Below are 23,301 nucleotides of genomic sequence, written 5' to 3' on the forward strand. Positions count from 1 at the left end.
GCAGGCATCGGGCGTGCCACGGGAGGGGCGTTGATGGGCGAGCAGCGACGCGTCGCGATCGTGGGCGCGGGCCCGTCCGGGCTGTTCACCGCCGCCGCCCTGCTGGCGCAGGCCGCCGAGCCGCCCGCGATCGACATCTTCGACCGCCTGCCCACGCCGTTCGGCCTGCTGCGCTACGGCGTCGCACCCGACCACGCCTCCATCAAGGCGGTGGCGACCACGCTGGCGCGGGTGTTCGAGGCGCCGGACGTGCGCTTCCTCGGGCTGGTCGAGTTCGGCAGGGACGTGACCGCGGCCGAGCTGCGCAGCGGCTACGACGCCGTCGTCTACGCGGTCGGGGCCGCCGACGACCGCCGGCTGGGGATCCCGGGCGAGGACCTGCCGGGGAGCCGCTCGGCCCGCCAGTTCGTCTCCTGGTACTCCGGCCACCCCGACGCGGAGGCGCAGCCGCTGGACGGCGTCCGCTCGGCCGTCGTGGTGGGTGTCGGCAACGTGGCGGTCGACGTGGCCCGCATCCTGCTGAAGGACCCGGCCGACCTGAGCGCCACCGACATGCCGGACGCGGTGCTCGCCGAACTCCGCGCCGCGCGCATCGAGGACGTGTGGCTGGTCGGCCGGCGCGGCCCCGAGCACGCGGCGTTCACGACCCCGGAGCTGCGGGAGCTGCTGGAGACCCCCGGCATCGCGGTCACCCTCGAGGGCTGCGACCTCGCCGCGATCGACGACGCCGGGCTCGAGCGGCACGCCCGGGCGAACCTCGCCGCCATCGGACGGGCGCTCGCCGCGTCCCCTGCGTCCGCGCTCCGACGGCTGCACCTGCTGTTCTGGCACCGCCCGGCCGAGCTGGCCGGCGATGGCCGGGTGCGGGCGGTCCGCTTCGAGCCGACCGGTGGCGGCGGCGCGCCGCTCACCGTTCCGGCAGAGCTCGTGCTGCGCTCGATCGGGTACCGCGGCGTGCCTCTGCCCGGCGTCCCCTACGCCGAGGGGCGCATCCCCAACCTCGAGGGACGCGTGCTGGAGCCCGACGGCTCGGCCCGTCCCGGCGAGTACGCGGTCGGCTGGATCAAGCGGGGCCCGGTCGGCCTGATCGGCTCGAACAAGAAGGACGCCGCAGAGACCGTCGCCGCACTGCTCGAGGACCTCTCCACCCTCCCCCGCCGCGAGCCGGCCGACCTCGACGCGCTGCTGGCCGCGCGCGGCGTACGTCCCAGCACGCTGGAGGACTGGAGGCGCATCGACGCCGCGGAGATCGATCGTGGCGGCCTCCGGGGCCGGGAGCGCACCAAGATCGAGGCCTGGCACGAGCTGCTCGGCCTGGTGTGGGGGGCTCCGTCCGTGCACCGGGACGGCGACGTCCGGCCTGCGTAGGCTGTCCGCCGTGATCAAGCACATCGTGATGTGGACCTTCGCCGACGAGGCCGGGGGCGCGGGCAAGAAGGCCAACCTGGAGACCGCCCGCGACCGCCTGCTGGGCCTGCGGGGGCTGGTGCCGGGGCTCCTCACGCTCGAGCCCGTCATCCCGGTCGACCCCTTCGAGCACAGCTACGACCTCGTGCTCTACTCGGAGTTCACCACGCCGGAGGCACTGCGCGACTACGCGACGCACCCCGACCACGTCGCCGTGGGTGCGTTCATCCGGGCTGCGGCGACCACCCGGGTCTGCGTCGACTACGAGGCCTGAGCCCTACCGGGGCGGCGGGGGAGGCCAGCCGCCCTGCGGCCCCCAGCCCTGCGGTCCCCAGGAGGGCGGCGCGACCGGTCGCGTCCGTGCGCGGTAGACCACCGTCGACATCACCGCCAGCAGCGGCACGGCGACCGCCTGCACCAGCGTCCCCGCGAGCGCGCTGACGGCGACGGCCGGCAGGCTCTGGTCGACGGCGTCCTGGAGCCCGCCGAGGGTGCTCCCGGGGTCCCCGCCGAGGGGGGCCGCGGCGATCTGCCCGACCATGCCGTTCACGATCGAGAGCACCACCCCTGTGACGAGCTGGACGCCGAACACCGTCCACGCGACGTCCCCGGTGAGCCGCCAGGACCGTCCGAGCGCGACGAAGCCGGACGTCCGCTCCAGGGCGACGACGGGCAGGAAGCAGAACCAGCGGGCCGAGAGGACCGCCCCGACCACGGCGGCCACGAGGTAGCCCGCCAGCAGGAGCAGCAGGAAGGTCAGCACGGTGGACGCCGCCGTCGTGCGGTCGGTGCGCGCGGCAGCCACCACCTGCTGGAACCAGGCCAGGACGCCGCCGACGGCGAGAAGGACGCCGGCCGCGGCCAGCAGGTAGGGCACGAGGACCCGGGTCAGGACGCCGCGCGTCGCCCGCGCCGCGTCCGCGAGTTCGGCCGGGCGCCCGGCGGCGACCGATTCGGTCAGGTGGACGACCATCGCACCTGCCTGTGCCTGCACCAGCCACCCGAGGAGGGTGGCCGCGGTGACGGCAACGGTGAGGTTCACCAGGACGCCGCTGAGGTTGAGGCTGGCGAAGGCCACCAGGAAGGGCGTGGCGAAGGCGGCGTACAGCCCGATCGTGATCCCGGCGTTCACGACGCCGACGCCGAGCCCCAGCAGGGCCATCGGACCGAAGCCCCTGCGCAGCAGCGCGATGCCGTCGCCGAGGATCGTGGAGAAGCGCAGGCCCGCGGGCGGCCCGTACGCGGGGTGCGGGGGATACCCGCCGAACCCGGCGGGAGGCGGCAGGCTCATGGCCGCGATGGTACTTCCGCTCCCGGTGTTCCTGTGGATCGGCCGTGAAGCAGCGGGCCGCGCGGACGCCTGTCCGGGACGGAGCGCGCGCACCCCTACCATGGTGCGGGGAGCACGCGCCCCCGGCCGCTCGGCCAGGTACAACGGAGGAACAGATGGAACCGGTCACTCGTCGCGCAGCGGTGCTGGGCGCCATGGGCGTCGCGGGCGCAGCCCTGGTGGGTTGCTCCACCGAGTCGAACGCCCTCACCCCACCCTCGGGCACCCCGACGACCGCGCCCGGGACGGCGTCCGCCACCCCGACCCCGACGGAGACCGTCGACGCCACGCCCCGCTGGCCGCTGACCGGCGAGCCGCTGAAGAACCCCGACGACGCCCGCCACATCGCCGTGGCCGTGAAGGTCCCGGACAACAAGAACGAGCACCCGCAGATCGGCCTCGACAAGGCCGACATCGTCTACGTCCAGCTGGACGGCTACCCCGCGGCGGTGGGCAGGTCCAGCACCCGCCTGGTGCCGGTGTTCCACTCCGAGTTCGCCGACACCGTGAACCCCGTCCGCTCGATCCGTCCGGTCGACATCCCCATGCTCAGCCCGATCAACGCGATCATCGGCAGTACCGGCGCCTATCCGTGGGTGCTGAAGTACGCCAAGGAGTTCGACGACATGATCGTGTCGAGCAAGCAGTACATGACCACCAAGGGCACCGGGGCCTACAGCATCCTCGGCAACCGGGTGCGCACGCTCAACGGCGTCACCTACTACGACCGCGCGGTCGCCTGCCACCCCAAGGTGCTGGCCAAGCAGACCAAGAAGTTCCCCGACGGCCCGCAGCAGATGTACTTCCCGTGGGCGGCCAGCGACGCGGAGGTGAGCACGGAGGTCGCCGGCGAGGACGCGCGCACGATCGTCGTCCCGTGGATGCGGAAGAACACCTACCCGATGACCTACACCTGGAGCGAGAAGGCCGGCCGCTACCTCCGCTCGATGCCGTGGGGCAAGCACGTGATGGCCGACGGCACCCGGATCTCCACCGACAACGTCCTGGTGATCAAGGCCAAGCAGGTCTTCGGCAAGATCTACGCCAGCGGCAAGATCAAGACCACCGGCCCGTACCACATGGAGCCCATCCACCAGATCATCAACGCAGAGGGCGACTTCTACTACGCCCACGGCGGCAAGGTCGTGACCGGCACCTGGAGCAAGGGCGAGGTGGACGAGGTCTTCCAGTTCACCCTCGAGGACGGCTCGCCGCTGAAGATGGCCCCCGGCAAGACCTGGGTGGAACTGCCCAACAGCACCGCCCGGATCACCATCAAGGCCTGAGTCCCACCCGCCCCGCCCCGGCGGGACGACGTGCCGCGTCGTGGGCGCGGCGCCCGGGTCGTCGTTGTGCGATGCTGGGTCGAGCGCCGCGGGCGCGTCAGCCGATACGGAGTGCCGATGACTGAACCGACGGGACCGGGACAGCCCGAGCCCCGGAAGCGCGTCCTGTTCCTGTTCTCCGACACCGGTGGCGGGCACCGCTCCGCCACGGAGGCGATGATCGAGGCCCTTGAACTGGAGTTCCCGGGACGCTTCGACGCTCGGATGGTCGACTTCTTCCGCGAGTACTACCCGAGCCCGCTGAAGTTCGCACCGGAGATCTACCCGCCCATCTCCCGCGTGCCGCAGGCCTGGGGCTTCACCTTCCGGGCCTCCGACGGACGCAACCGCTCGCGCGCGGTCACCCAGATCTCCTACCCCTACGTCCGCAAGGGCGCCCAGCGGCTGATCCGGGAGAACCCCGCCGACCTGATCGTGTCGGTCCACCCGCTGGTCAACTCCCACCTGATGCGGGCCATGCGGAAGTCTCCCCGTCCGTACCTCACCGTGGTCACCGACCTGGTCTCCACCCACGCGCTGTGGTTCGACCGGCGCGCCGACCTGGTGGTCGTGGCGACGGACGAGGCCCGGGAGAAGGCCATCGAGTACGGCATCGCTGAGGGCAACCTGCGGGTGATCGGCCTGCCCGTGGCCGAGCGGTTCACCCACCCGATGCCCGACCGCCTCGCCTGGCGGCAGCGGATGGGCTGGCGGACCGACCTGCCGGTGATCCTGCTGGTCGGCGGCGGGGACGGCATGGGCCCGCTGAAGCGCGTGGCGAAGGCCATCAACGAGGCACGGCTCGACGCCACCCTGGTGGTCATCTGCGGCCGCAACGCCGAGCTGAAGGCGGAGCTCGAGCGCGTGGACTGGCGGATGCCGGTGCACCTGTACGGCTTCACCACGGAGATGCCCCAGTTCATGGCCGCCTCGGACATGCTCGTCACCAAGGCCGGCCCGGGGACGATCAGCGAGGCGTTCATCAGCGGCCTGCCGCTGGTGCTGTACGCCCGCCTGCCCGGCCAGGAGGACGGCAACGTGACCTACGTCGAGCAGCTGAAGGCCGGGGTCTGGGCACCGCGCCCGCGCGAGGTGGTGGCAGCCCTGCGCGGCTGGGTCGAGAGCCCCGAGGCGCGCCGGGCCGCCTCAGAGGCCAGCCGGCGGGCCGCCAAGCCCGACGCCGCGCGCCGCATCGCGCGGCTGATCGCCGACCAGGTCGGCGTCCACGACTGAGCCGCTCCGGGGCCCGCTGGGCGACCTTGGCCGGGTTGGCTACCCTCGAGGGTCGGACTGTTGAGGGATGTGACGCAGGTGCAGGACAAGGGGCACGAGCCCGAGGGGCGGGAGCCGATCAAGGTCAGCTTCTCGCTCCCCCAGATCGCGGGCGGGGCGCTCGCCGCGGCGACCGCTGCGGCGATCGGCTCCCAGCTGGGGGTCGCGGGCACGATCTTCGGTGCCGCGGTGGCGAGCATCGTCGGCGGCATCGGCGGCACCCTCTACAGCGCGGGCATCGACCGGACGCACCGCCGGGTGACCGAGGCCATCCAGCGCGGGTACGAGAGGGTGCGCACCGGGGAGGCGGACGGGACGCCGCTCGCCGCCGACGGCGGCGACACGGCGCTGCTCCCGGCCGTCGACGGTGAGAGGACGGAGATCCTCGACTCGGTCTTCCGCGCACCCCGGGACGAGACGGCCCCCGGGGCAGCGGCCGGGGACACCGACGTGCCGCCACCCGGCCGGCGACGGAGAAGGACCTTCTGGGCGGTGGCGGCGATCACCGTGGGATCGATCTTCCTCGTGGCGCTGGCCGCCATCACGGTCGTCGAGCTCGGGCTGGGCCGTTCGCTCAGCGGGAACGACGGGACCACCGTCTCCCAGGTCGTGCCCCGCTCCCGCACGAGCAGCACCCCGACCCCCACGCCGACAGCGACGGTGACGACCACGCCGACGCCCACCCCGACGGACCCGGCCACGCCGACCCCGACGCCGACGGCGACCACGACGCCGACCCAGACCACGCCACCGACCGACGCCCCGACCGTGGCCGCCACCGAGGTGCCGGGCGCGACGACGACGCCCTGATCGTTCCGGGACGACCGTGTCGTGAACCCGTGCCGTCCGACCCGTGTCGTGAACCGGGCGGGGGCGCTCAGTCGAAGGTGTTGACCATGAACGCCGCCGCCCGGGTGACGTACTCGCGGAACTCCGACAGCTCCGGCTCCGGCAGCGCGAGGGAGTCCAGGGCGGCGTTCATGTGCCGCAGCCACCGGTCCCGCATGTCGGGGGTGACGGCGAAGGGCGCGTGACGGATCCGCAGCCGGGGATGCCCCCGGGTGTCGGAGTAGGTGTGCGGGCCGCCCCAGTACTGCTCGAGGAACAGCCGCAGCCGGTCGGCGGCCGGGCCGAGGTCCTCCTCCGGGTAGAGCGCCCGCAGCGGCGGGTCGGACGCGACGCCCCGGTAGAACTCCGCCACCAGTCGGACGAAGGTCTCGTGGCCGCCGACGCGGTCGTAGAGCGGGGCATCGGGCTGCATCCGTCCATTCTCGCCCACGCCCCGGCGGTCCGGGAGGCCGGGCGCGCGCGGGTGAGCGCCGCCGGCGTGCCGCGGGGGTGGAGGTGATCTACCCTCGAGACATGTCCAGGCAGTGGCGGTCCGTCGTCGTCCTGGCAGGGGTCTCGCTGCTCTGCGGCCTGTGGCAGCCGGTTTCCGCGGCCCCTCTGGCCTCGAGCGCCACCGTGGCCGCCTGGCGTCCGGCCCCCGTCGACGCGCGCCTCGGCGGCACCGGGCTCCCGGCCGCCGTGGACGGCGCTCCTGCGCTGGTCGCCGACCCGACGCCGGACCCCGGCGCGGCACCGGCCGACGACACCGCACCGGTCGCCGGCCAGGGGCCGGTGGACTGCGCGAAGCTCGCGTGCGTCGCGCTGACGCTCGACGACGGCCCGGTCGGCGGTACGTCGCACCTGCTCGACCTGCTGCGGCGCAAGGACGCGAGGGTGACCTTCTTCGTGCTCGGCGAGCACGCGCGGGCCCATCCCGGCATCGTCCGCCGGATGGTCGAGGACGGGCACGCCGTGGGGAACCACTCCTGGAACCACCCGCAGTTCTGGCACCTGTCCCGAAAGCAGTTGCGCTCCCAGCTCGCCCGCACCGACGCCGTGCTGACGCGGATCGCCGGCACGCGGCCGCGGCTCGTCCGCCCGCCGTTCGGCCAGGTGGACGGGGACGTGCGGGCAGTGGCGAGGGCCCGCGGGCAGGCGCTCGTGCTCTGGAACGTCGACCCGCTGGACTGGAAGGACCACACGGCGTCCACCGTGGCCCGGCGCGTGGTCGCGCACGCCCGGCGCGGGTCGATCATCCTCACCCACGACGTGTGGCCCAGCACCCGCCACGCCTACGCCCGGATCATCGACGGGCTGAGGGCGAAGGGGTTCACGCTGGTCACCGTCCCCGAACTGCTCGGGTCCTCGCCGAGGCCGGGGCGGGTCTACACCCGGGGCTGACCGGCCGTCCCGCCCGGACCCGCACCGTCAGCGGCGCTGGTAGCGGGCGAGCGCCTCGAGGCGCTCTGCGGCGTGGTCGAGGATGGGACGCGGATACCCGTGCGCGTAGCCGTCCGCGACGTCCCACGGCCGGTGCACCGCAGCCCCCCGGACGTGGGCCAGCTCCGGCACCCAGCGACGGACGTAGTCGCCGTGCGGGTCGAACTTCTCGCCCTGCGTGACGGGGTTGAAGACCCGGAAGTAGGGGGCCGCATCCGTGCCGGTACCGGCCGTCCACTGCCAGCCGTGCGTGTTGGAGGCGAGGTCGCCGTCGATCAGGTGGTCGAGGAAATGGCGGGCGCCGACGGGCCACCACAGGTGCAGGTCCTTGGTGAGGAAGCTCGCCGTGATCATCCTCACCCGGTTGTGCATCCAGCCGGTGGCGAGAAGCTGGCGCATGCCTGCGTCCACGACCGGGAAACCGGTGCGGCCGTCCCGCCAGGCCTCGAAGCCCTCGCCGGGCTCGTCGTAGCCCACGCCGAGCGGGTTCAGGTCGCCGGCCAGCGACGCCGGGTGGCGGTGCAGCACGTCGGCGTAGAACTCCCGCCACGCCAGCTCTGCGGTGAACCGCTCGACGGCCTTTCCGGTGCGCCCCTGCAGGTCGGCGAGCAGCGTCCGCGGGTGCACCACGCCGAACTTCAGGTACGGCGAGAGCCGGGACGTCGCGGCCAGGTCGGGGCGGTCGCGGTCGGTGTCGTAGCCGGCCAGCCCCGACCCGAGGAACTCCGCCCACCGGGCCCGGGCGGGGTCCTCGCCCGCCGGGGGGAGGGGGATCGGGCACGCGGTCAGCGCGGCGTCCACCCGGCGCCAGGCCCCGGGGTCGCCGTCGGCGGCCAGGAGGCGAACGCCGTCCGGTTCCACCGCCGGGCCCCGCCAGCCGTGCTCGCGCCACGCCCTCAGGAACGGCGTGAACACCTTGTAGCCCTCCCCCGACTGGTTCACCACCCGTCCGGGGGTGACGGCGTAGGGCGAGCCGGTCTCCACCCAGTCGACGCCCGCCGCCACGAGGTTCGCGCGCACGGCCGCGTCCCGCGCCGCGCCGCCGGGCTCGGTCTCGGTCGACACGTGGACGGACGCCGCCCCGACCTCGCGCACCAGCTCGGGGATCACCGTGGCCGGGTCGCCCGCGCGCAGGCACAGCCGTCCCTCGTACGACGCGTCCAGGGCCCGCAGCGTCGCAGCCAGCCAGCCCTGGCGCGCCGGTCCGGCCGCCTCGAAGAAGGCGGGGTCGAGCACGAACACCGGCAGCACGTCGCCGTGGGTGGCCGCCGCACCGAGCGCGGGGTGGTCGGCCCGGCGCAGGTCGCGTCGCAGCCACAGGACGGCGGGGGCGCTCACCGTCCGCGCCTGCGGGGCGGACGCGAGGGAGCGGGGCATCCGGTCATCCCCGCCATGCTAGGTGAGGGCCCGGCACCCGGCCAGACCGCCGCCCGTCCCACCCGTCCCGCCATCCGGCCCGTCCCACCCGTCCCACCCATCGCGTTCGCCACCGATCGCAACCCTCGCTACCGGAATTCCGGTAGCGGGAGTTGCGATCGGCAGCAAACGGCAGCAGGGGACGGGCCGGGCGGGCGAGCGGGGCGACCCGACGGGCGGGCGCGCGGGTGGGTCAGCCGACCACGCCGAGGGACGGGGTGGTCGCGACGAGGTCGTCGGGCTCGGGCGGGGTCTGCGGCGTGCTCGGCACGGCCTCCCCGCGCACGCGTTTGGCGATCCGGCTCAGGGCCACGTCGGTGATGTTCAGGTAGCTCGCCAGGTCGCGCTGGGTGACCCGCTGCACCAGGCCGGGGTGCTCGCGCAGCAGGCTGCGGTAGCGCTGCTCCGGCGTGCTGCGCAGCCACCCGGCGTCCGCCTGGAGCGTGGTGGCGTGCATCAGCGCGATCGTCGTGGTCAGCCGGGCCCACTGGAGGTGCTGGGTGCTGAGGTGCTCGATCACCCGGTAATTCACCCTCAGCAGCAGGCTGGGCTCGATGGCGGTGATCGTGTGGGTGGACTCCGCCTCGACCGCTGCGCGCAGCGTTTCGGCGCGCGGATGGAGGCCGCGCGCGGCGACCCGGCGGACGCCGTCGCTGCCCAGCGCGGACATCGAGGCGAGCACGTCGCCCTCCTCGGGGAAGAAGACCGTGGTCATCCGGTCGCCCTCGGACGGCATCTGCGCCTTGAACAGCCCGCGCTGCACGAAGTAGATGTACGGGTGGTGCTCGCCGACCCGGAACAGCACCGCTCCGGGTTCCACGCGGAGCACACGGACGTTGGTCCCGAAGAGGTCCCACTGCGGCAATTCGCAGCCGGCGTAGGCCTCGAGCAGGAGCCGCAGGCTCCGCATCGCGTGGCCGGTGACCGCACCCTCGGCGTTCATCTGTTCCTCCTCGCCCACCCGGGATGATGGGGCACCCCGGCTACGCAGTTCTCGCTACACCCCGCGCGGAATTGATCCAGGTCAAGCCGTCGTGCGGTGGCTTTGACAAAGGTTAGTCCCTCATTGGCCCCCTCACCGCTCCTCGGGCAAGGTTTGAGCGATACCTGGAGGGGTTTGGGCTTGTCGGCCGCTGTACGAGGGGGTTTTTCGTACGGTCGCCGCCGGTCCGCGGAGCAGGCCAGGGACGGTCGATCGGACGCGTGGATGGGGCCCACGTCCGCGGGATCGCCCCTGCGAGGGCCTGCACGGGTGCAGGCACGGCGACGTGGCGCTGCCCGAACCTCGCGAGGTGTCGCAGAGGGGTAACGACAAACAGGACTGGCCGCGGTGGCGTCGCACGGCGACGGCACGCGGGCTGCGGGGTGCAGGAAGCCCACCGGGTAGGGGCCCGGACGGGCTGGTTCCGCCGGAGTTCGGCCAGAAGCCCGCGAGGGCTTCGGCGGACGCGGATAATGTGCCTGGGTTCGCACCTCCGGGTGTCGGCTGCGCCGGCTCACGGGGGAGGCGGTCCTGTCGGTCGAAAGCTCTCGGCGTCGTTTCGGCCTGGAGGGGTGGCGGCCCTTCCTCGATCGATCGGTGTCGGGTAGCGAACTGAGCTCGGCTCCCCAATTGAGCCGGTTCGCGGGTGGGCGCCCGGGCTTCGGTCCGGGCGTCCGCTTTTTGCGTCCGGACGTGTCAGGAACGGGTCGGACGGCGTCCCGGTCGGGCTGCGAATTCATCACCGCGGGCTCCGGCCGTCCCCTCCGTCGGCGCTGGGGTGGTCCGGGCCGGACGGGCCTCAGCCGAGCGGCACGAGGTTGCGGACGACGGCGAACGCCACCGCCGCGACGCCCAGCGCGGCGTACCACACGCGCTGGTCAGCCAGCCGCCCCCGCGGGCGCGGCCCACGGCCGGCGAGGAGTTCGACCACCCAGAACACGCATGCGACCGCGAGCCCGGCGAGAATCAGAAACACGAATTGATTGGCCGCCCAGGCTGCCGCGAAATCGCCCTGAAGCAGGTGCGCACCCATCGTCGTCGCTCCGCAGAATGGACACAACGTGTGGGTGAGATAGCGCCACGGACACGGAATCCCGAACCCGCTGAAGGCGTAGACAGCGCTCAGGCCGAGCCCCACCGCGCCGAAGGCTGCGGCGGATTTCAGCGCCGTGCGGGCACCGGTCGCTTCGTGGGCGCGGAAATGCGGCACGCCGTCATTATGACCCCATACCCTCTGGGGGCCCGACGGCCCTAGTATCAGGATCACCATTCCAACCAGGGAGAGAGCATGTCCGACCAGAACTCGACCACGCCGGACCCGAGCGACGCTGTTCCCGGCTACCAGCCTCCTTCGGCCTCGGAGCCCGCCGCGCCCGCCACGCCGCCCGCCTACACGCCCCCGCCGGCGTTCACCCCGCCGCCCGCCGCTGAGCCGCCGGCCTACACGCCGCCGCCCGCGCCGACGGGTGGCTACGAGCCGCCCGCCGCCGGTGGGTACGCTCCGCCGCCCACGCCCGGGTACCCCGAGCCCCCGGCCGCCTTCCCGCCGCCCCCGCCCGGGCAATTCGGCGCTCCGCAGCCGCCGTACCCCGTCGCCCCGGCCGCGGCGGCGTCCGTGACCGGCGCCCCGCTGGCCGACTGGCCCAAGCGCGCGCTCGGCGGCCTGATCGACTACGTGGCCGCAGGCGTCGTCATCGGCGTCGTCACCGGCATCCTGACCAACATCTCCTACTGGCTCGGGACCACCGTGCAGTGGGTGCTGATCCTGGGCTGGTACGCCTACCTCGGCTACAAGAGCGGCACCACCGGTGTGACCTTCGGCCGCAGCCTGGCCAAGACCAAGCTGATCAGCGCCGAGACCGGCCAGCCGATCGGCGTCACCAACGGCATCGTCCGCCAGCTGGCGCACATCGTCGACACGATCATCTGCTACATCGGCTGGCTGTTCCCGCTGTGGGACGCGCAGAAGCAGACGCTCGCTGACAAGATCATGAAGACGGTGGTCATCGACAACTCCGCCGACCCGAACGCCAGCACCTACAACTGGGGCTGATCGACAGCGCACCACAGGCAGGCCGGGACGTGATCGTCCCGGCCTGTCGCGCGTCCGGGCACGCCTGCCGCGCCGCAGTCGTGGCGTCGGCCCCCTGGGGCCGCGTCGTCCACCGAGGGCCAGCCCCCCAGCGCCGAGGGCCAGCCCCCCAGCGCCGAGGGCCAGCCCCCAGCGCCGAGGGCCAGCCTTGTCGCCGAGGGCCAGAACGCCGGTGCTGGTCCTCGGCCGTAAGGCTGGCCCTCGGAAGTCGGGCGGGTCTCGGAAGTCGGGCGGGTCTCGGAAGTCGGGCGGGTCTCGGAAGACGGGCGGCCCTCGGAAGTCGGGCGGGCCTCGGAAGGCGAGCAGGGCTCCGGGAGCAGCGACCTCGCAACCAGAGGGACGCAGGCCGTCATGGCTCGAAGCGGTACCCCACGCCGGGCTCGGTGATGAAGTGGCGCGGGTGGCTCGGGGAGTCCTCGAGCTTGCGACGCAGCTGGGCGAAGTAGACCCGCAGGTAGTTGGTCTCCTTCTCGTAGCCGGGCCCCCACACCTCCGCGAGCAGGTGGGCACCGCTGACGAGCGTCCCGGGACGCCGGACGAGGGCTTCGACGAGGTGCCACTCGGTCGGTGTCAGCCGCACCTCCGCGCCGTGCCGGACGGCCCGCTTGGCCGCGAGGTCGATGGTGAACGACGGCGTGGTCACGACCGGGCCCACCGCGAGGTCCTGGACGTCCGCTCGGCGCAGCGCCGCCCGCACCCGCGCCACCAGTTCATCCATGCCGAACGGCTTGGTGACGTAGTCGTCGGCGCCGGCGTCCAGCGCCTGCACCTTCTGCGCCTGGCTGTCGCGCGCGGACAGCACGATGATCGGGACGGTGGACCAGCCGCGCAGGCCGGCGATCACCTCGACACCGTCGAGGTCGGGCAGGCCGAGGTCGACGATCACCAGGTCGACGGGTGCGGACGCGGCAGCGCGCAGCGCGGCGGCTCCCGTCGCGACCGCGTCCACCTCGTAGTGGCGCGCCTTCAGGTTGATGGTGAGCGCGCGACGCAGGGCCGGCTCGTCCTCAACGATCAGCAGCCGTGGCATCGGCCACCTCCAGGGTCACGGTCATGGTCAGCCCCCCACCGGGCGTCCGGGACGGGGTGAGGGTACCGCCCATCGCCTCGGTGAAGCCGCGCGCGATCGCCAGGCCGAGGCCGACGCCGGTGGTGCTGCGGTCGCCGAAGTGCTGGAAGGGCGCGAAGATCTCCTCGAAACGCTCCGGGGCCACTCCCGGCCCGTGGTCGACCACCCGGACGGCGACGTGCGTCGCGGTGTGCTCCGCCGACACCTGCACCTTCTCGCCCTCGGGCAGGTGCCGGTCGGCGTTGGCCACGAGGTTGGCGAGGACGCGCTCGAGCAGGCCCGCGTCCGCCCTGATCAGCGGAAGGTCCTCGGGGATGGCCAGCTCCACGCGTCCCTCGCCCAGGCGGACGACGCCCGCCAGCACCTCCAGCAGCGCGGTGGGCCGGGGATGGACGGACAGCGCCCCGGCCTGGAGCCGGGTCATGTCGAGGAGGTTGCCGATGATGTCGTTGAGGCGCCCCGCGTGCTCCTCGATGGTCTCCAGCAGCTCGGCCTGGTCGTCCGGGTCGAGTTCGATGTCGGTCTGGCGCAGGGTCGTGGCGGCCGCGGTGATCGCGGCCAGGGGGTTGCGCAGGTCGTGGCCGACCGCGGCCAGGAGGCTCGCCCTCAGCTCGTCGATGCGACCCAGCTCCTCGGCTCGGCGGGCCTGCTCGGCGAGCTGGCGGGTGCGCCACAGGCGCCCCGCGGTCAGCGCGAGCGAGGTGAGCAGGCTCCGGTCCTCGCCGATCCGCTCCGGGCCGCTGAGCTCCAGCTGCAGGTTCTCCCCCGCCGGCACGGTGATCAGCGTGTCGTCCGGTCCCGGCGAGCCCGAACCGGCCAGCACCCGGCCGTCCTCCATCAGCCGCACCGCGTGCATGCCGTAGAGGGCGCGCGCCTCGGACAGGGCCAGCTCCACCGACTCCGGTTCGTGCTCGCGGTTGCCGAGCTCCGCCAGCCATTCGGCCTGGAGGAGGGCGCGCTCGGCGTGGCCGCGCGACCGGGCGCCGATCTCTGTGACGACGCCCACGAGCGCGGCGACCGCGAGGAAGATCACCAGGTCGATGAGTTCGGCGTTGTTCGCCACGAGGAGCGTGCCGTAGGGACGGGTGAAGAAGAAGTTCGCCAGCCCGAAGCTGATGGCGGACGCGGCCAGCGCCGGCAGGATGCCGCCCAGGGCGGACGCCCCCACCGAGGCCAGCACGAACAGCAGCAGGACGGTGTCCAGGCCGAGGTTGTCCCGTCCGGGAACCAGGGCGACCGTGAGCGCCGCCGGCCCCAGGGCGGCCACCCCGAACCCGTAGAGCTGCCGTCGCCGGGACAGGCGGGTACCCAGGCCGCTGCGCGGCCCGTCCCCCAACTCCTGGCTCACCTCACCGAGCCTGCCAGACTCCGATCGCCGGCGGCAGGCGGAACCGCGGAAGGAGTGCTCGCCGCGGCCGTCGGACCTCCGGGAGACGGTGCCGGGGGAGCGCTCCCGGCACCCGGCACGGCGGGTGCGTCCGCCGCGGTGCCGGGACGCCCGAGGGCGAACGGCTCGGCAGAGCTCAGCTGGTAGGGGACGCTCGTCACCATCACGCCCGGCATGTAGAGCAGGCGCGACTTCAGTCGCAGCGCGCTCTGGTTGTGCAGCACCTGCTCCCACCAGTGCCCCACCACGTATTCGGGGATGAACACCTGCACCACGTCCCGCGGGCCGATGTGGATCCGCGACAGGTAGCTCAGGACCGGATCGGTGAGGTCGCGATAGGCGGAGGAGACGATGGTCAGCGGAACGGGGAGGTCTCGCGCGGCCCAGTCGTCCACCAGCTTCCGGGTGCGGGCGGCGTTGGTGTCGACCCGGAGCGCCGTGATGGTGCTGGGACGGATCGCCCGCGCGAAGGCGAGCGCCTTCAGGGACGGCTCGTTCAGCTGGCTGATCAGCACCACCGCGTGGATGCGGCTGGGCAGGGTGATCCCGGCGGCGCGAGGTGCCAGCTGGCGCGAGACGCGCGTGTAGTGGCGGTGGATCCGCAGCATCAGGAAGAACAGCAGCGGGATCGCCACCACCACCAGGTAGGCGCCGTGGGTGAACTTGGTGAGCAGGACGATCACCAGGACGACGGCCGTGGCGACCGCGCCGATCGCGTTCACCAGCATCGAGCCCAGCAGTTTGGCCGACCAGCGGCTCTCGGCGGCACGGCGGCGCCAGTAGACGACCATGCCCGCCTGGCTGAGGGTGAAGGAGACGAAGACCCCGAGGATGTACAGCTGGATCAGCCGGGTCACCGAGCCGTTGAACGCCACGATCAGGCCGGCCGCGATGGAGGCGAGGATGATGATGCCGTTGCTGAAGACCAGGCGGTCGCCGCGGCGTCCCAGCTGCTTGGGCATGTAGCGGTCCTCGGCCAGGATCGAGGACAGGATCGGGAAGCCGTTGAACGCGGTGTTCGCCGCCAGCACGAGGATCAGCGTGGTGAAGCCCTGCACGGCGAAGAAGCCGAGGGAGTTGTTGCCGAAGACGGCGGCGGAGAGCTGGGCGAGCACCGTCCGCTGCTCGTAGCCGGCGGGCACGTTGGTGAGCTCGGAGAGGCTGTCGGCGATGTGCAGGTTCGACCACGTGCTCAGCACGGAGATGCCCATCATCATCGCGATGCTCAGCCCGCCCATCATCAGCAGCGTCAGCGCGGCGTTGTGCGCCTTCGGCTCACGGAAGGTCGGGACGCCGTTGCTCACCGCCTCGACCCCGGTGAGCGAGGTGCAGCCGGACGCGAACGCCCGCAGCAGCAGGATCACCAGCGCTGCTCCGGCCGGGCTGGTGCTGGCGAAGCCGAGACCCGCGGACTCCGCGACCGGGGTGTGGCCGGTGAAGGCGTTCCAGAAGCCGACCCCGAGCATCACGAAGACGCTCAGGATGAAGCCGTAGGTCGGGATGGCGAACAGGGTTCCCGATTCGCGGACGCCGCGCAGGTTCATCACCGTGAGGACGACGATGAACACCAGGCAGAGCAGGACGCTGTGCGGGCGCAGCCCGGGGAACGCGGAGACGAGGTTCTCCACGCCGGAGGCGATCGACACCGCGACGGTCATCACGTAGTCGACCATCAGCGCGGCCGCGGCGACGAGCGAGGCGTTGCGTCCGAGGTTCGCGCGGCTGACCGCGTACGCACCGCCGCCGTCGGGGTAGGCGTGGCAGGTCTGCCGGTAGCTGAGCGTCACCAGCGCCAGCAGGGACACCACCAGCAGCGCGACCCACGGAGTGAACAGCACCATGGTGGCGCCGCCGAGGGCCAGCACCAGGACGATCTCCTGGGTGGCGTAGGCGTTGGACGAGATCGGGTCGGAGCAGTAGACGGGCAGGGCGAGCCGCTTGGGCAGCAGGGTCTCGCTGAGCTGGCCGGAGTGCATCGGATTGCCGACGAGCAGCCTCTTGGGCAGCCGGAAGGACGTGGTCACCCCTCCAGCCAACGCCGTGCGGGCGGTGCCGGCGTGCGTCCTTGACGCGTCCTTGGCGCCGGGGCGGTGGACCTTGACGCGTCCTTAGCGGTCGGTCGTCTCTCACCTGCGGCCGTCCGCCTGGCCCTTCGCCCCCCGTCCCCCCGTCCCCCCGCTCTCCCCGCACATCGAGTCCCGCCTCCTTTCCCGAGGGCCGTAGGGCTGGCCCTTGACGTCGGGGGCTGGCGCTCGGGAGGCCGGAATGTCGATAGCGTTGGTGACGGAGGTAGTCATGCGTGCATTGGTGAAGACGGCGCCCGGTCCGGGACTGGAACTCGTCGACGTGCCGGAGCCGTCCTGCGGCCCCGACCAGGTGAAGATCCGGGTGATGAGGGCGGGCCTGTGCGGCACCGACCTGCACCTGGAGGGCTGGGACGACTGGGCCGCGTCCACGGTGGTCGCGCCGCTGGTGATCGGTCACGAGTTCTACGGCGAGGTGGTCGAGGTCGGTGCGGAGGTCACCGGGATCCGCCCCGGCGACCGGGCGTCCGGCGAGGGCCACATCGTCTGCGGACGCTGCCGCAACTGCCGCGCGGGACGCCGCCACGTGTGCATCCACACCGTCGGGCTGGGGGTCAACACCAACGGCGCCTTCGCCGACTACGTCGTGCTGCCCGCCTCGAACGTGTGGCTCCAGCCGGAGTCCATCGACCCGGAGCTCGGCGCGATCTTCGACCCGCTCGGCAACGCCACCCACACCGCCCTCCAGTGGCCGGTGGTCGGCGAGGACGTGCTCGTCACCGGGGCCGGGCCGATCGGGGTGATGGCTGCGGCCATCGTCCGGCACGCGGGGGCCAAGCACGTGGTGGTCACCGACGTGAGCGACTACCGCCTCGACCTGGCCAAGGTGGCCGGCGCCGACCTCTGCGTCAACGTGGCGCGGACGCGGATCGCCGACGCGCAGCGTGAGCTCGCCATGCTGGAGGGCTTCGACATCGGCCTGGAGATGTCGGGCGCGCCGTCCGCGGTCACCGAGATGCTCGCCAACCTCAACCACGGCGCCAAGGTCGCCATGCTGGGCCTGCCCAAGGACCCCTACCCGATCGACTGGGGCCGGGTGATCACCCACATGATCACCATCAAGGGCATCTACGGCCGGGAGATGTACGAGACCTGGTACCTGATGAGCTCGATGCTGGCCACCTCCCCGTCGTTCGCCGACGCCGTCCGCTCGGTCATCACGCACCGGTTCCCCGCCGCGGACTGGGCGGAGGCGTTCGCGACCGCCCGCAGCGGGGAGTGCGGCAAGGTCATCCTCGACTGGAGCTGAGCACGCGTCGCGATCCGGCCCTCGTGGGACGCGCGGCCACCCGGTGAGCGCGGACGGCGCCGCTCGAGTGGCCTGATCGCGCCACGACCCGGGATTAGGCTTCGGGTCATGTACGCCTTCCGTGATGACCTGGCAGCGACCCTCGACGAGATCCGGGACGCCGGGCTGTACAAGAGCGAACGCGAGATCACCACGCGGCAGTCGGCCCACATCGCGACACCGGCGGGGCGGGTGCTCAACTTCTGCGCGAACAACTACCTGGGGCTCGCCGACAACCCCACGGTGGTCGGCGCGGCGAAGTGGGCGCTGGACGAGTGGGGCTTCGGCATGGCCTCCGTGCGGTTCATCTGCGGCACCCAGAGCCTTCACACCCGGCTGGAGAAGCACCTCAGCGAGTTCCTCGGCACCGACGACACGATCCTGTTCTCCAGCTGCTTCGACGCCAACGGCGGCGTGTTCGAGGTGCTCTTCGACGAGCGGGACGCGATCATCTCCGACGAGCTCAACCACGCCTCGCTGATCGACGGCATCCGGCTGTCGAAGGCGCAGCGGTTCCGCTATCGCAACCGCGACCTCGCCGACCTCGAGGCGCAACTCCGGGCGGCGGCCACGGCCCGGCGGAAGGTGGTCGTCACCGACGGTGTCTTCTCGATGGACGGCTCCTTCGCCCCCCTGCCGGGGATCTGCGACCTGGCGGAGGCCTACGGCGCCCTCGTGCTGGTGGACGACTCGCACGCTGTCGGTTTCATCGGCGAGCACGGACGCGGCACCCCCGAGCTCTTCGGCGTCTCCGACCGGGTGGACATCCTCACGGGGACCCTCGGCAAGGCGCTGGGCGGCGCGTCCGGCGGCTACGTGAGCGGCCCGGCGGAGGTGGTCGCGCTCCTGAGGCAGCGGGCCCGGCCCTACCTGTTCTCGAACTCGGTGGCTCCGGCGGTGGTCGCGGGGTCGCTGGAGGCCCTCGACCTGGTCAGCTCCTCGGCCGCCGCCCGGCAGCGACTCGCCGCCAACGCCGCGCTGTTCCGTGACCTGATGTCCGCCGCGGGGTTCGAGCTCCTTCCCGGAGCGCACCCGATCGTGCCGGTGATGTTCCCCGGCGAGGACGGAGCGCGCCTCGCCGGACGTATCGCCGACCGCATGCTCGCCGCCGGCGTCTACGTGATCGCCTTCAGCTACCCGGTGGTGCCGAAGGGCCGGGCGAGGATCCGCGTCCAGCTCTCTGCGGGACACACCGACGACGACATCCGCGCCTGCGTCCGCGCCTTCACCGAGGCGAGGGATGCCGCGGCGGCCGAATCGGCGGGAAACGAGGGCGCGGGCGCGTAACCTCCGAGTGGTCGCGGACGGTTATCCGGGTGGAGAGGTGATCGATGGGTATCGACGAGGTGGACTTCGACCGGCTGGTGGCCGGCGCCGTCCCGACCGACGACCCCCAGTGGGGGAAGGTCTCGGCCTTCCTCGGTGACCTCGAGGCGAACTGCCCGCCGAGCAGCGTGTCCGCCGTCGAGGAAGACCACCTGTCCGTTGTCGCCCGTGAGGTCCGGCTCGTCGGCACCTCACGGCTGCGGGACCATCGGGAGACAGTGCCGAGCAGGGTCCGGACGAGGTTCCGCCGTGCGCTCGCCGCCACGGGCGCGGCGGCCTTGTTCGCCCTCACCGCGGGGGCGGGCGTCGCGGCCGCGTTGGGCGTCAACCCGCTCCAGTTCCTTCCCGACCTGATCCTCACGCCGAGCACGACGCCCGACGCGCCGGCGGCGACGACCGGTCCCACCGGCCCGTCCACCGCGGATCCCACCGACAGCGGGCCGGGCACGCCCACGCAGCCACCCACGACGGTTCCCGTCCGGCCGTCTGGCACCCCGACGGCGACCCACGGCGCCACCGGGAACTGCGGCAACGGCAAGGGCGAGGGCAACGCGTCCTGCACCAACGGCAATTCCGGCAAGGAGAACCCGGGCAGGGACAACACGGCGAAGGCCAACCAGGGGAAGTCGACGTCGAAGCCGACGCCCACCCCGAAGGCCACGCCGAGCAACAAGGGCAAGTCCGGCAAGAGCGAGGCGACCCCGACCCCCACCGCATGACCCCGCGTGGTGACCGCGCGGCGGGCCACTGGCGCGTGGGTGCTTGTGCGCAGGGCTGGACGGTGGGCCCGCGTCGCCCGCGCCCCCACGCCGATCCGGCGCTACCCTGTCGCTGACATGACCCGCGAGTAGAACGACTCCCGCCTTGCCGCTCGGCTCCCGCTTCTCACTGGTCCTCTCCGCCGCTGACGAGGGGGCTGACTGGGCGTGGGCGGAGCTCTACCGCGACCTGGCGCCCACCCTGCTCCGGTTCCTCACCACGCAGGGTGCCGCGGAGCCGGAGGACCTGCTGGCGGAGTGCTTCGTCCACATCGTGCGGAACCTGCACGGCTTCGAGGGCGGGGAGGCGGCCTTCCGGGCCTGGGCGTTCACCATCGCCCGAAGCCGGCTGGTCGACTCCTGGCGGGCAGCGGGACGCCGTCCCGTCTCGGCGACGGGTTCGGTGCCGGAGTCCCTGGACCGGCTCCTCCACCACGAGGCGGCCGACCGCGACATGCTCCAGCGGGCGTCCGTGCTCGAGGTGCTGGACGTGCTCACCCCCGACCAGCGCGCCGTCATCGTGCTGCGGGTGCTGGACCAGTTCTCGGTGGAGGAGACCGCCCAGATCATCGGCAAGTCGGCCGGCGCGGTCAAGGTGCTCCAGAACCGGGCCGTGAAGGCATTGCGCCGGACGCTGGGGAGCGGCGCCGGCCACGAAGGTGCCCTGTAGCGGGGACGCCCGGCTCCGTCCGCCGGCGGCCACTGCGCGGGGACGTCCGAGGGCTGGGCAAGGGCATTTGTCGACATTCGGAGCCGGCCTCTACACTTCTCGCCGAGGGGAGTACTTCCCAAGTCGTCCGGCGGTCAGTACGGGTTCGTGATCGGCCCCCGCGGATGCGCCTCGACCGAGGCGAAGGAGACCTCACGCTGAAACGCAGTGAGAGAGGCCTTTCATGACCTACCCCGTGCTCGAGATCGCCATCGGCTCCCCGGAGCTGTGGGCGATCAGCATCGCCGCCGTCCTCGTCCTCTTCGGGCTGGACTTCCTCATCACCCGCAAGCCCCACGAGGTCTCCATGAAGGAGGCCCTCGCCTGGTCGGCGTTCTACATCGCGCTCCCGCTCGCCTTCGGCGTGTGGATCTGGCAGGCGTTCGGGTCCCAGCGCGGACTGGAGTTCTACGCCGGCTACCTGGTGGAGAAGTCGCTGAGCGTCGACAACCTGTTCGTGTTCATGCTGCTGCTGGCGTCCTTCGCCGTCCCGCGTGAGCTCCAGCAGCGGGTCCTGCTGATCGGCGTCGCCGGTGCCCTGGTGCTGCGCGGCGTCTTCATCGCGCTGGGCGCAGCCATGCTCGCCAACTTCTCGTGGACGTTCCTGCTGTTCGGCGTGATCCTGCTGGCGACGGCCGTCAAGGTCCTGCGGGACACCCTCAACCCCGCCGAGCACGAGATCCACCCCAACGACCTGCGGATCGTGAAGCTCGTGCGACGCTTCTGGCCGGTCACCGACGGCTACCGCGGGAGCCGCATGACCGTGGTCGAGGCAGGACGCCGGGCCATCACCCCGCTCGCCCTCGCCACGCTGGCCATCCTCGCCACCGACGTGGTGTTCGCGGTGGACTCCGTCCCGGCCGTCTACGGCATCACCGGCGACCCGTACCTGGTGTTCGTCACGAACGCCTTCGCCCTGCTCGGCCTGCGCGCGCTGTACTTCGTCCTCGAGGGCGCGCTCGGCGCGCTCGTCCACCTCGGGTACGGGCTGGCAGCGATCCTGGCCTTCATCGGGGCGAAGCTCGTCATGCACTGGGCCCACGGCCTGTGGACCTGGGTCCCCGAGGTGGACACCCTCGTCTCCCTCGGCGTGATCGTCGGGATCCTTGCCATCGTGATCACCACCAGCCTGATCGCGACGCGCAGGGCCGAGCGGGACGCCGTGGATTCCTGACCCCGTTCCGCCGCGGCGGCGTCCACGGGTTGCTCGGGGCGGCGCCCGTCCGCCCGTCCCGTTTGCTGCCGATCGCAACTCCTGCTGCCGGAATTCCGGTGGCGAGGGTTGCACTCGGCAGCGAACGCAGCGGGTGGGACGGGTGGGACGGGGGTCGCTCGGCGGAGGCCAGCGGAAGCTCGCTGATGGAGGGGTCGTGGCGCCGTCCCAGGGACGCCGCCTGCTGCCGATCGCAACTCCTGCTGCTCAGCTACTGACGACGGCCGCGTCCCCCCGTCGTCCCGCCCGCTGTTTGCTGCCGATCGCAACTCCCGCTGCCGGAATTCCGGTGGCGAGGGTTGCGTTCGGCAGCGAACGCAGCGGGTGGGACGGGTGGGACGGGTGAGGGCGCGCGGGCAGGGCCGCGGGCCGGGGGTCGGGGGCCGGGGGTCGGCGGCGAGGGGCCGAGCGCGGGTCTTCAGGCCAGTTGCAGGGCCCGGGCGATGATCAGCACGAGCAGGACGACGGCCAGGGCGGACATCCCCACGACCTGGAAGCGCCGGCGTGACTCCCGCGGCGCGTAGGCGATCAGGGCGGTGACGAGGGCGCCGGCGAGGAGCCCGCCGATGTGTCCCTGCCACGAGATGCCGGCGCCGATGAAGCTGTAGGCGAGGTTGACGCCGAGGAGGATGAGGATCGTCCGCACGTCGCCGTGCACCTTGTACGCGATCACCCCCAGCGCGCCGAGCAGCCCGAACACGATCCCGGACGCGCCGTTGGTCTGCGACTGCGGGTTCGACAGCCACATGACCGCCGCTGATGCCCCGAGGGCGGAGAGCCCGCAGACCGCGAGGAACCGGCCGCGTCCCAGCACCTGTTCCAGGGACGGCCCGAGGAACCACAGGTTGATCAGGTTCAGGCCGATGTGGATCACGTCCACGTGGGTGAAGGCGCTGGTGAGCACCTGCCAGAACCACCCGTCGGCCACGCCGGGCAGCCAGCGCCCGTCCGCCATCGCCTCGCAGACGGCGCGACCGGCGTCGGGGTAGAACGAGTCCGGCTGCGCCACCGAGCCGCAACGCCCCGCGGGCATCAGCGCGAGCGCGTCGAAGAGCCGGCTGCTGAAGCCGCCGGTGAGCAGGATGCCCACCCACACCACCACGTTGACCGCGATCAGGGTGAGCGTCGTGGCCTGCGGGTTCCTGGATCGTGTCCCGCCGTACACGCCCTCGTTCTGCCGGGTCTGGCGTGCGCCCGTCGCCACGCACTCCGGGCACTGGAAGCCGACCGCTGCGCTGATCATGCAGTCGCCGCAGATCGGGCGTCCGCACCGCTGGCACCGGATGTACGTCGGACGATCAGGGTGGCGGTAGCAGCCGTAGGCGGGCGGCTCCTGCGGCTGGCTCATGCCCAGCACGATACCGGGGCGGCCAAT

Annotated in this window: 22 protein-coding genes; 13 read left to right on the forward strand and 9 right to left on the reverse strand. The window is 72.4% G+C overall.

What is annotated here, in order from left to right; genetic code table 11:
- The first annotated feature begins 33 nt into the window (after positions 1-33).
- A complete protein-coding gene (locus ACFQQJ_RS12125) occupies positions 34-1,368 on the forward strand; it encodes an FAD/NAD(P)-binding protein (protein ID WP_377106802.1) in 1,335 nt (444 codons plus the stop codon).
- 10 nt (positions 1,369-1,378) lie between these two features.
- Positions 1,379-1,681: a Dabb family protein gene (locus ACFQQJ_RS12130; protein ID WP_377106803.1), complete on the forward strand. Its 303-nt coding sequence runs from the start codon at positions 1,379-1,381 to the stop codon at positions 1,679-1,681.
- A 3-nt stretch (positions 1,682-1,684) separates the two neighbouring features.
- On the opposite strand, the gene ACFQQJ_RS12135 is transcribed toward ACFQQJ_RS12130, so the two are convergent.
- Entirely contained in the window at positions 1,685-2,698 is a 1,014-nt protein-coding gene (locus ACFQQJ_RS12135; protein WP_377106804.1) for a hypothetical protein, read from the reverse strand.
- 155 nt (positions 2,699-2,853) lie between these two features.
- Between ACFQQJ_RS12135 and ACFQQJ_RS12140 the strand changes: the two genes are divergently transcribed.
- From ACFQQJ_RS12140 to ACFQQJ_RS12150, 3 genes are all read left to right on the forward strand, one after another.
- On the forward strand, positions 2,854-4,023 hold the full coding sequence (locus ACFQQJ_RS12140; RefSeq protein WP_377106805.1) for a DUF3048 domain-containing protein: 1,170 nt from the start codon (positions 2,854-2,856) through the stop codon (positions 4,021-4,023).
- Between the two features lie 117 nt (positions 4,024-4,140).
- Positions 4,141-5,295, forward strand: coding sequence for a glycosyltransferase (locus ACFQQJ_RS12145; RefSeq protein ID WP_377106807.1), 1,155 nt, complete (start codon positions 4,141-4,143; stop codon positions 5,293-5,295).
- 60 nt (positions 5,296-5,355) lie between these two features.
- A complete protein-coding gene (locus tag ACFQQJ_RS12150) occupies positions 5,356-6,144 on the forward strand; it encodes a hypothetical protein (protein ID WP_377106809.1) in 789 nt (262 codons plus the stop codon).
- A gap of 67 nt (positions 6,145-6,211) precedes the next feature.
- On the opposite strand, the gene ACFQQJ_RS12155 is transcribed toward ACFQQJ_RS12150, so the two are convergent.
- A complete protein-coding gene (locus tag ACFQQJ_RS12155; RefSeq protein WP_377106810.1) occupies positions 6,212-6,595 on the reverse strand; it encodes a globin in 384 nt (127 codons plus the stop codon).
- A 101-nt stretch (positions 6,596-6,696) separates the two neighbouring features.
- Here ACFQQJ_RS12155 and ACFQQJ_RS12160 point away from each other — a divergent pair, with 101 nt between their 5' ends.
- Complete coding sequence (locus ACFQQJ_RS12160) at positions 6,697-7,563, forward strand: polysaccharide deacetylase family protein (protein ID WP_377106811.1); 867 nt, start codon at positions 6,697-6,699, stop codon at positions 7,561-7,563.
- Positions 7,564-7,590: 27 nt separating this feature from the next.
- Here the strand turns inward: ACFQQJ_RS12160 and ACFQQJ_RS12165 are convergent, their stop codons facing one another.
- The 3 genes from ACFQQJ_RS12165 to ACFQQJ_RS12175 form a co-directional block, all read right to left on the reverse strand.
- Positions 7,591-8,979, reverse strand: a complete 1,389-nt coding sequence (locus ACFQQJ_RS12165; protein ID WP_377106813.1) for a cryptochrome/photolyase family protein — start codon at positions 8,977-8,979, stop codon at positions 7,591-7,593.
- A gap of 232 nt (positions 8,980-9,211) precedes the next feature.
- Positions 9,212-9,961 (reverse strand): Crp/Fnr family transcriptional regulator, encoded by a 750-nt coding sequence (locus ACFQQJ_RS12170; RefSeq protein ID WP_377106814.1) that lies wholly within the window; start codon positions 9,959-9,961, stop codon positions 9,212-9,214.
- A gap of 838 nt (positions 9,962-10,799) precedes the next feature.
- The gene (locus ACFQQJ_RS12175; RefSeq protein ID WP_377106815.1) at positions 10,800-11,210 is read right to left on the reverse strand and encodes a DUF2752 domain-containing protein; all 411 of its coding nucleotides are present in this window, start codon (positions 11,208-11,210) and stop codon (positions 10,800-10,802) included.
- Positions 11,211-11,288: 78 nt separating this feature from the next.
- On the opposite strand from ACFQQJ_RS12175, the gene ACFQQJ_RS12180 reads away from it, so the two are divergent.
- Entirely contained in the window at positions 11,289-12,053 is a 765-nt protein-coding gene (locus ACFQQJ_RS12180; protein WP_377106816.1) for an RDD family protein, read from the forward strand.
- Positions 12,054-12,441: 388 nt separating this feature from the next.
- On the opposite strand, the gene ACFQQJ_RS12185 is transcribed toward ACFQQJ_RS12180, so the two are convergent.
- Genes ACFQQJ_RS12185 through ACFQQJ_RS12195 form a run of 3 tightly spaced genes read right to left on the reverse strand, consistent with a single transcriptional unit; the run spans position 12,442 to position 16,572 of the window.
- Positions 12,442-13,122: a response regulator gene (locus ACFQQJ_RS12185; RefSeq protein WP_377106817.1), complete on the reverse strand. Its 681-nt coding sequence runs from the start codon at positions 13,120-13,122 to the stop codon at positions 12,442-12,444.
- Positions 13,100-14,509 (reverse strand): ATP-binding protein, encoded by a 1,410-nt coding sequence (locus ACFQQJ_RS12190; protein WP_377106818.1) that lies wholly within the window; start codon positions 14,507-14,509, stop codon positions 13,100-13,102. Before ACFQQJ_RS12190 ends, ACFQQJ_RS12185 begins: the two co-directional genes overlap by 23 nt.
- Positions 14,506-16,572 carry an APC family permease gene (locus tag ACFQQJ_RS12195; RefSeq protein WP_377106820.1) on the reverse strand — a complete coding sequence of 689 codons (2,067 nt, stop codon included), beginning with the start codon at positions 16,570-16,572 and terminating at the stop codon, positions 14,506-14,508. The genes ACFQQJ_RS12190 and ACFQQJ_RS12195 overlap by 4 nt, the downstream gene beginning before the upstream one ends.
- 271 nt (positions 16,573-16,843) lie before the next feature.
- Between ACFQQJ_RS12195 and tdh the strand changes: the two genes are divergently transcribed.
- From tdh to ACFQQJ_RS12225, 6 genes are all read left to right on the forward strand, one after another.
- Positions 16,844-17,881 carry an L-threonine 3-dehydrogenase gene (tdh, locus tag ACFQQJ_RS12200; RefSeq protein ID WP_377106821.1) on the forward strand — a complete coding sequence of 346 codons (1,038 nt, stop codon included), beginning with the start codon at positions 16,844-16,846 and terminating at the stop codon, positions 17,879-17,881.
- 108 nt (positions 17,882-17,989) lie between these two features.
- Positions 17,990-19,207: a glycine C-acetyltransferase gene (locus tag ACFQQJ_RS12205; RefSeq protein ID WP_377106822.1), complete on the forward strand. Its 1,218-nt coding sequence runs from the start codon at positions 17,990-17,992 to the stop codon at positions 19,205-19,207.
- 44 nt (positions 19,208-19,251) lie between these two features.
- Positions 19,252-19,965 (forward strand): hypothetical protein, encoded by a 714-nt coding sequence (locus tag ACFQQJ_RS12210; RefSeq protein WP_377106823.1) that lies wholly within the window; start codon positions 19,252-19,254, stop codon positions 19,963-19,965.
- A 145-nt stretch (positions 19,966-20,110) separates the two neighbouring features.
- Positions 20,111-20,674 (forward strand): RNA polymerase sigma factor, encoded by a 564-nt coding sequence (locus tag ACFQQJ_RS12215; RefSeq protein WP_377106825.1) that lies wholly within the window; start codon positions 20,111-20,113, stop codon positions 20,672-20,674.
- A gap of 223 nt (positions 20,675-20,897) precedes the next feature.
- On the forward strand, positions 20,898-21,887 hold the full coding sequence (locus tag ACFQQJ_RS12220; protein ID WP_377106826.1) for a TerC/Alx family metal homeostasis membrane protein: 990 nt from the start codon (positions 20,898-20,900) through the stop codon (positions 21,885-21,887).
- Between the two features lie 98 nt (positions 21,888-21,985).
- A complete protein-coding gene (locus tag ACFQQJ_RS12225) occupies positions 21,986-22,144 on the forward strand; it encodes a hypothetical protein (protein ID WP_377106827.1) in 159 nt (52 codons plus the stop codon).
- Positions 22,145-22,344: 200 nt separating this feature from the next.
- On the opposite strand, the gene ACFQQJ_RS12230 is transcribed toward ACFQQJ_RS12225, so the two are convergent.
- Entirely contained in the window at positions 22,345-23,274 is a 930-nt protein-coding gene (locus ACFQQJ_RS12230) for a rhomboid family intramembrane serine protease (RefSeq protein ID WP_377106828.1), read from the reverse strand.
- Between the last annotated feature and the right edge of the window lie 27 nt (positions 23,275-23,301).

Origin of the sequence: Propionicimonas sp. T2.31MG-18, assembly GCF_964266745.1 — a bacterium.
GTDB lineage: Bacteria > Actinomycetota > Actinomycetes > Propionibacteriales > Propionibacteriaceae > Propionicimonas.

What these genes read in the sequence shown, in the direction of transcription:
- ACFQQJ_RS12155 (WP_377106810.1), bottom strand. Translation starts at nt 6,595, where the DNA reads ATGCAGCCCGATGCCCCGCTCTACGACCGCGTCGGCGGCCACGAGACC.
- ACFQQJ_RS12165 (WP_377106813.1), bottom strand. Translation starts at nt 8,979, where the DNA reads ATGCCCCGCTCCCTCGCGTCCGCCCCGCAGGCGCGGACGGTGAGCGCC.
- ACFQQJ_RS12185 (WP_377106817.1), bottom strand. Translation starts at nt 13,122, where the DNA reads ATGCCACGGCTGCTGATCGTTGAGGACGAGCCGGCCCTGCGTCGCGCG.
- ACFQQJ_RS12170 (WP_377106814.1), bottom strand. Translation starts at nt 9,961, where the DNA reads ATGAACGCCGAGGGTGCGGTCACCGGCCACGCGATGCGGAGCCTGCGG.
- ACFQQJ_RS12220 (WP_377106826.1), top strand. Translation starts at nt 20,898, where the DNA reads ATGACCTACCCCGTGCTCGAGATCGCCATCGGCTCCCCGGAGCTGTGG.
- ACFQQJ_RS12145 (WP_377106807.1), top strand. Translation starts at nt 4,141, where the DNA reads ATGACTGAACCGACGGGACCGGGACAGCCCGAGCCCCGGAAGCGCGTC.
- ACFQQJ_RS12205 (WP_377106822.1), top strand. Translation starts at nt 17,990, where the DNA reads ATGTACGCCTTCCGTGATGACCTGGCAGCGACCCTCGACGAGATCCGG.
- ACFQQJ_RS12160 (WP_377106811.1), top strand. Translation starts at nt 6,697, where the DNA reads ATGTCCAGGCAGTGGCGGTCCGTCGTCGTCCTGGCAGGGGTCTCGCTG.
- ACFQQJ_RS12125 (WP_377106802.1), top strand. Translation starts at nt 34, where the DNA reads ATGGGCGAGCAGCGACGCGTCGCGATCGTGGGCGCGGGCCCGTCCGGG.
- ACFQQJ_RS12140 (WP_377106805.1), top strand. Translation starts at nt 2,854, where the DNA reads ATGGAACCGGTCACTCGTCGCGCAGCGGTGCTGGGCGCCATGGGCGTC.
- ACFQQJ_RS12210 (WP_377106823.1), top strand. Translation starts at nt 19,252, where the DNA reads ATGGGTATCGACGAGGTGGACTTCGACCGGCTGGTGGCCGGCGCCGTC.
- tdh (WP_377106821.1), top strand. Translation starts at nt 16,844, where the DNA reads ATGCGTGCATTGGTGAAGACGGCGCCCGGTCCGGGACTGGAACTCGTC.
- ACFQQJ_RS12230 (WP_377106828.1), bottom strand. Translation starts at nt 23,274, where the DNA reads ATGAGCCAGCCGCAGGAGCCGCCCGCCTACGGCTGCTACCGCCACCCT.
- ACFQQJ_RS12135 (WP_377106804.1), bottom strand. Translation starts at nt 2,698, where the DNA reads ATGAGCCTGCCGCCTCCCGCCGGGTTCGGCGGGTATCCCCCGCACCCC.
- ACFQQJ_RS12180 (WP_377106816.1), top strand. Translation starts at nt 11,289, where the DNA reads ATGTCCGACCAGAACTCGACCACGCCGGACCCGAGCGACGCTGTTCCC.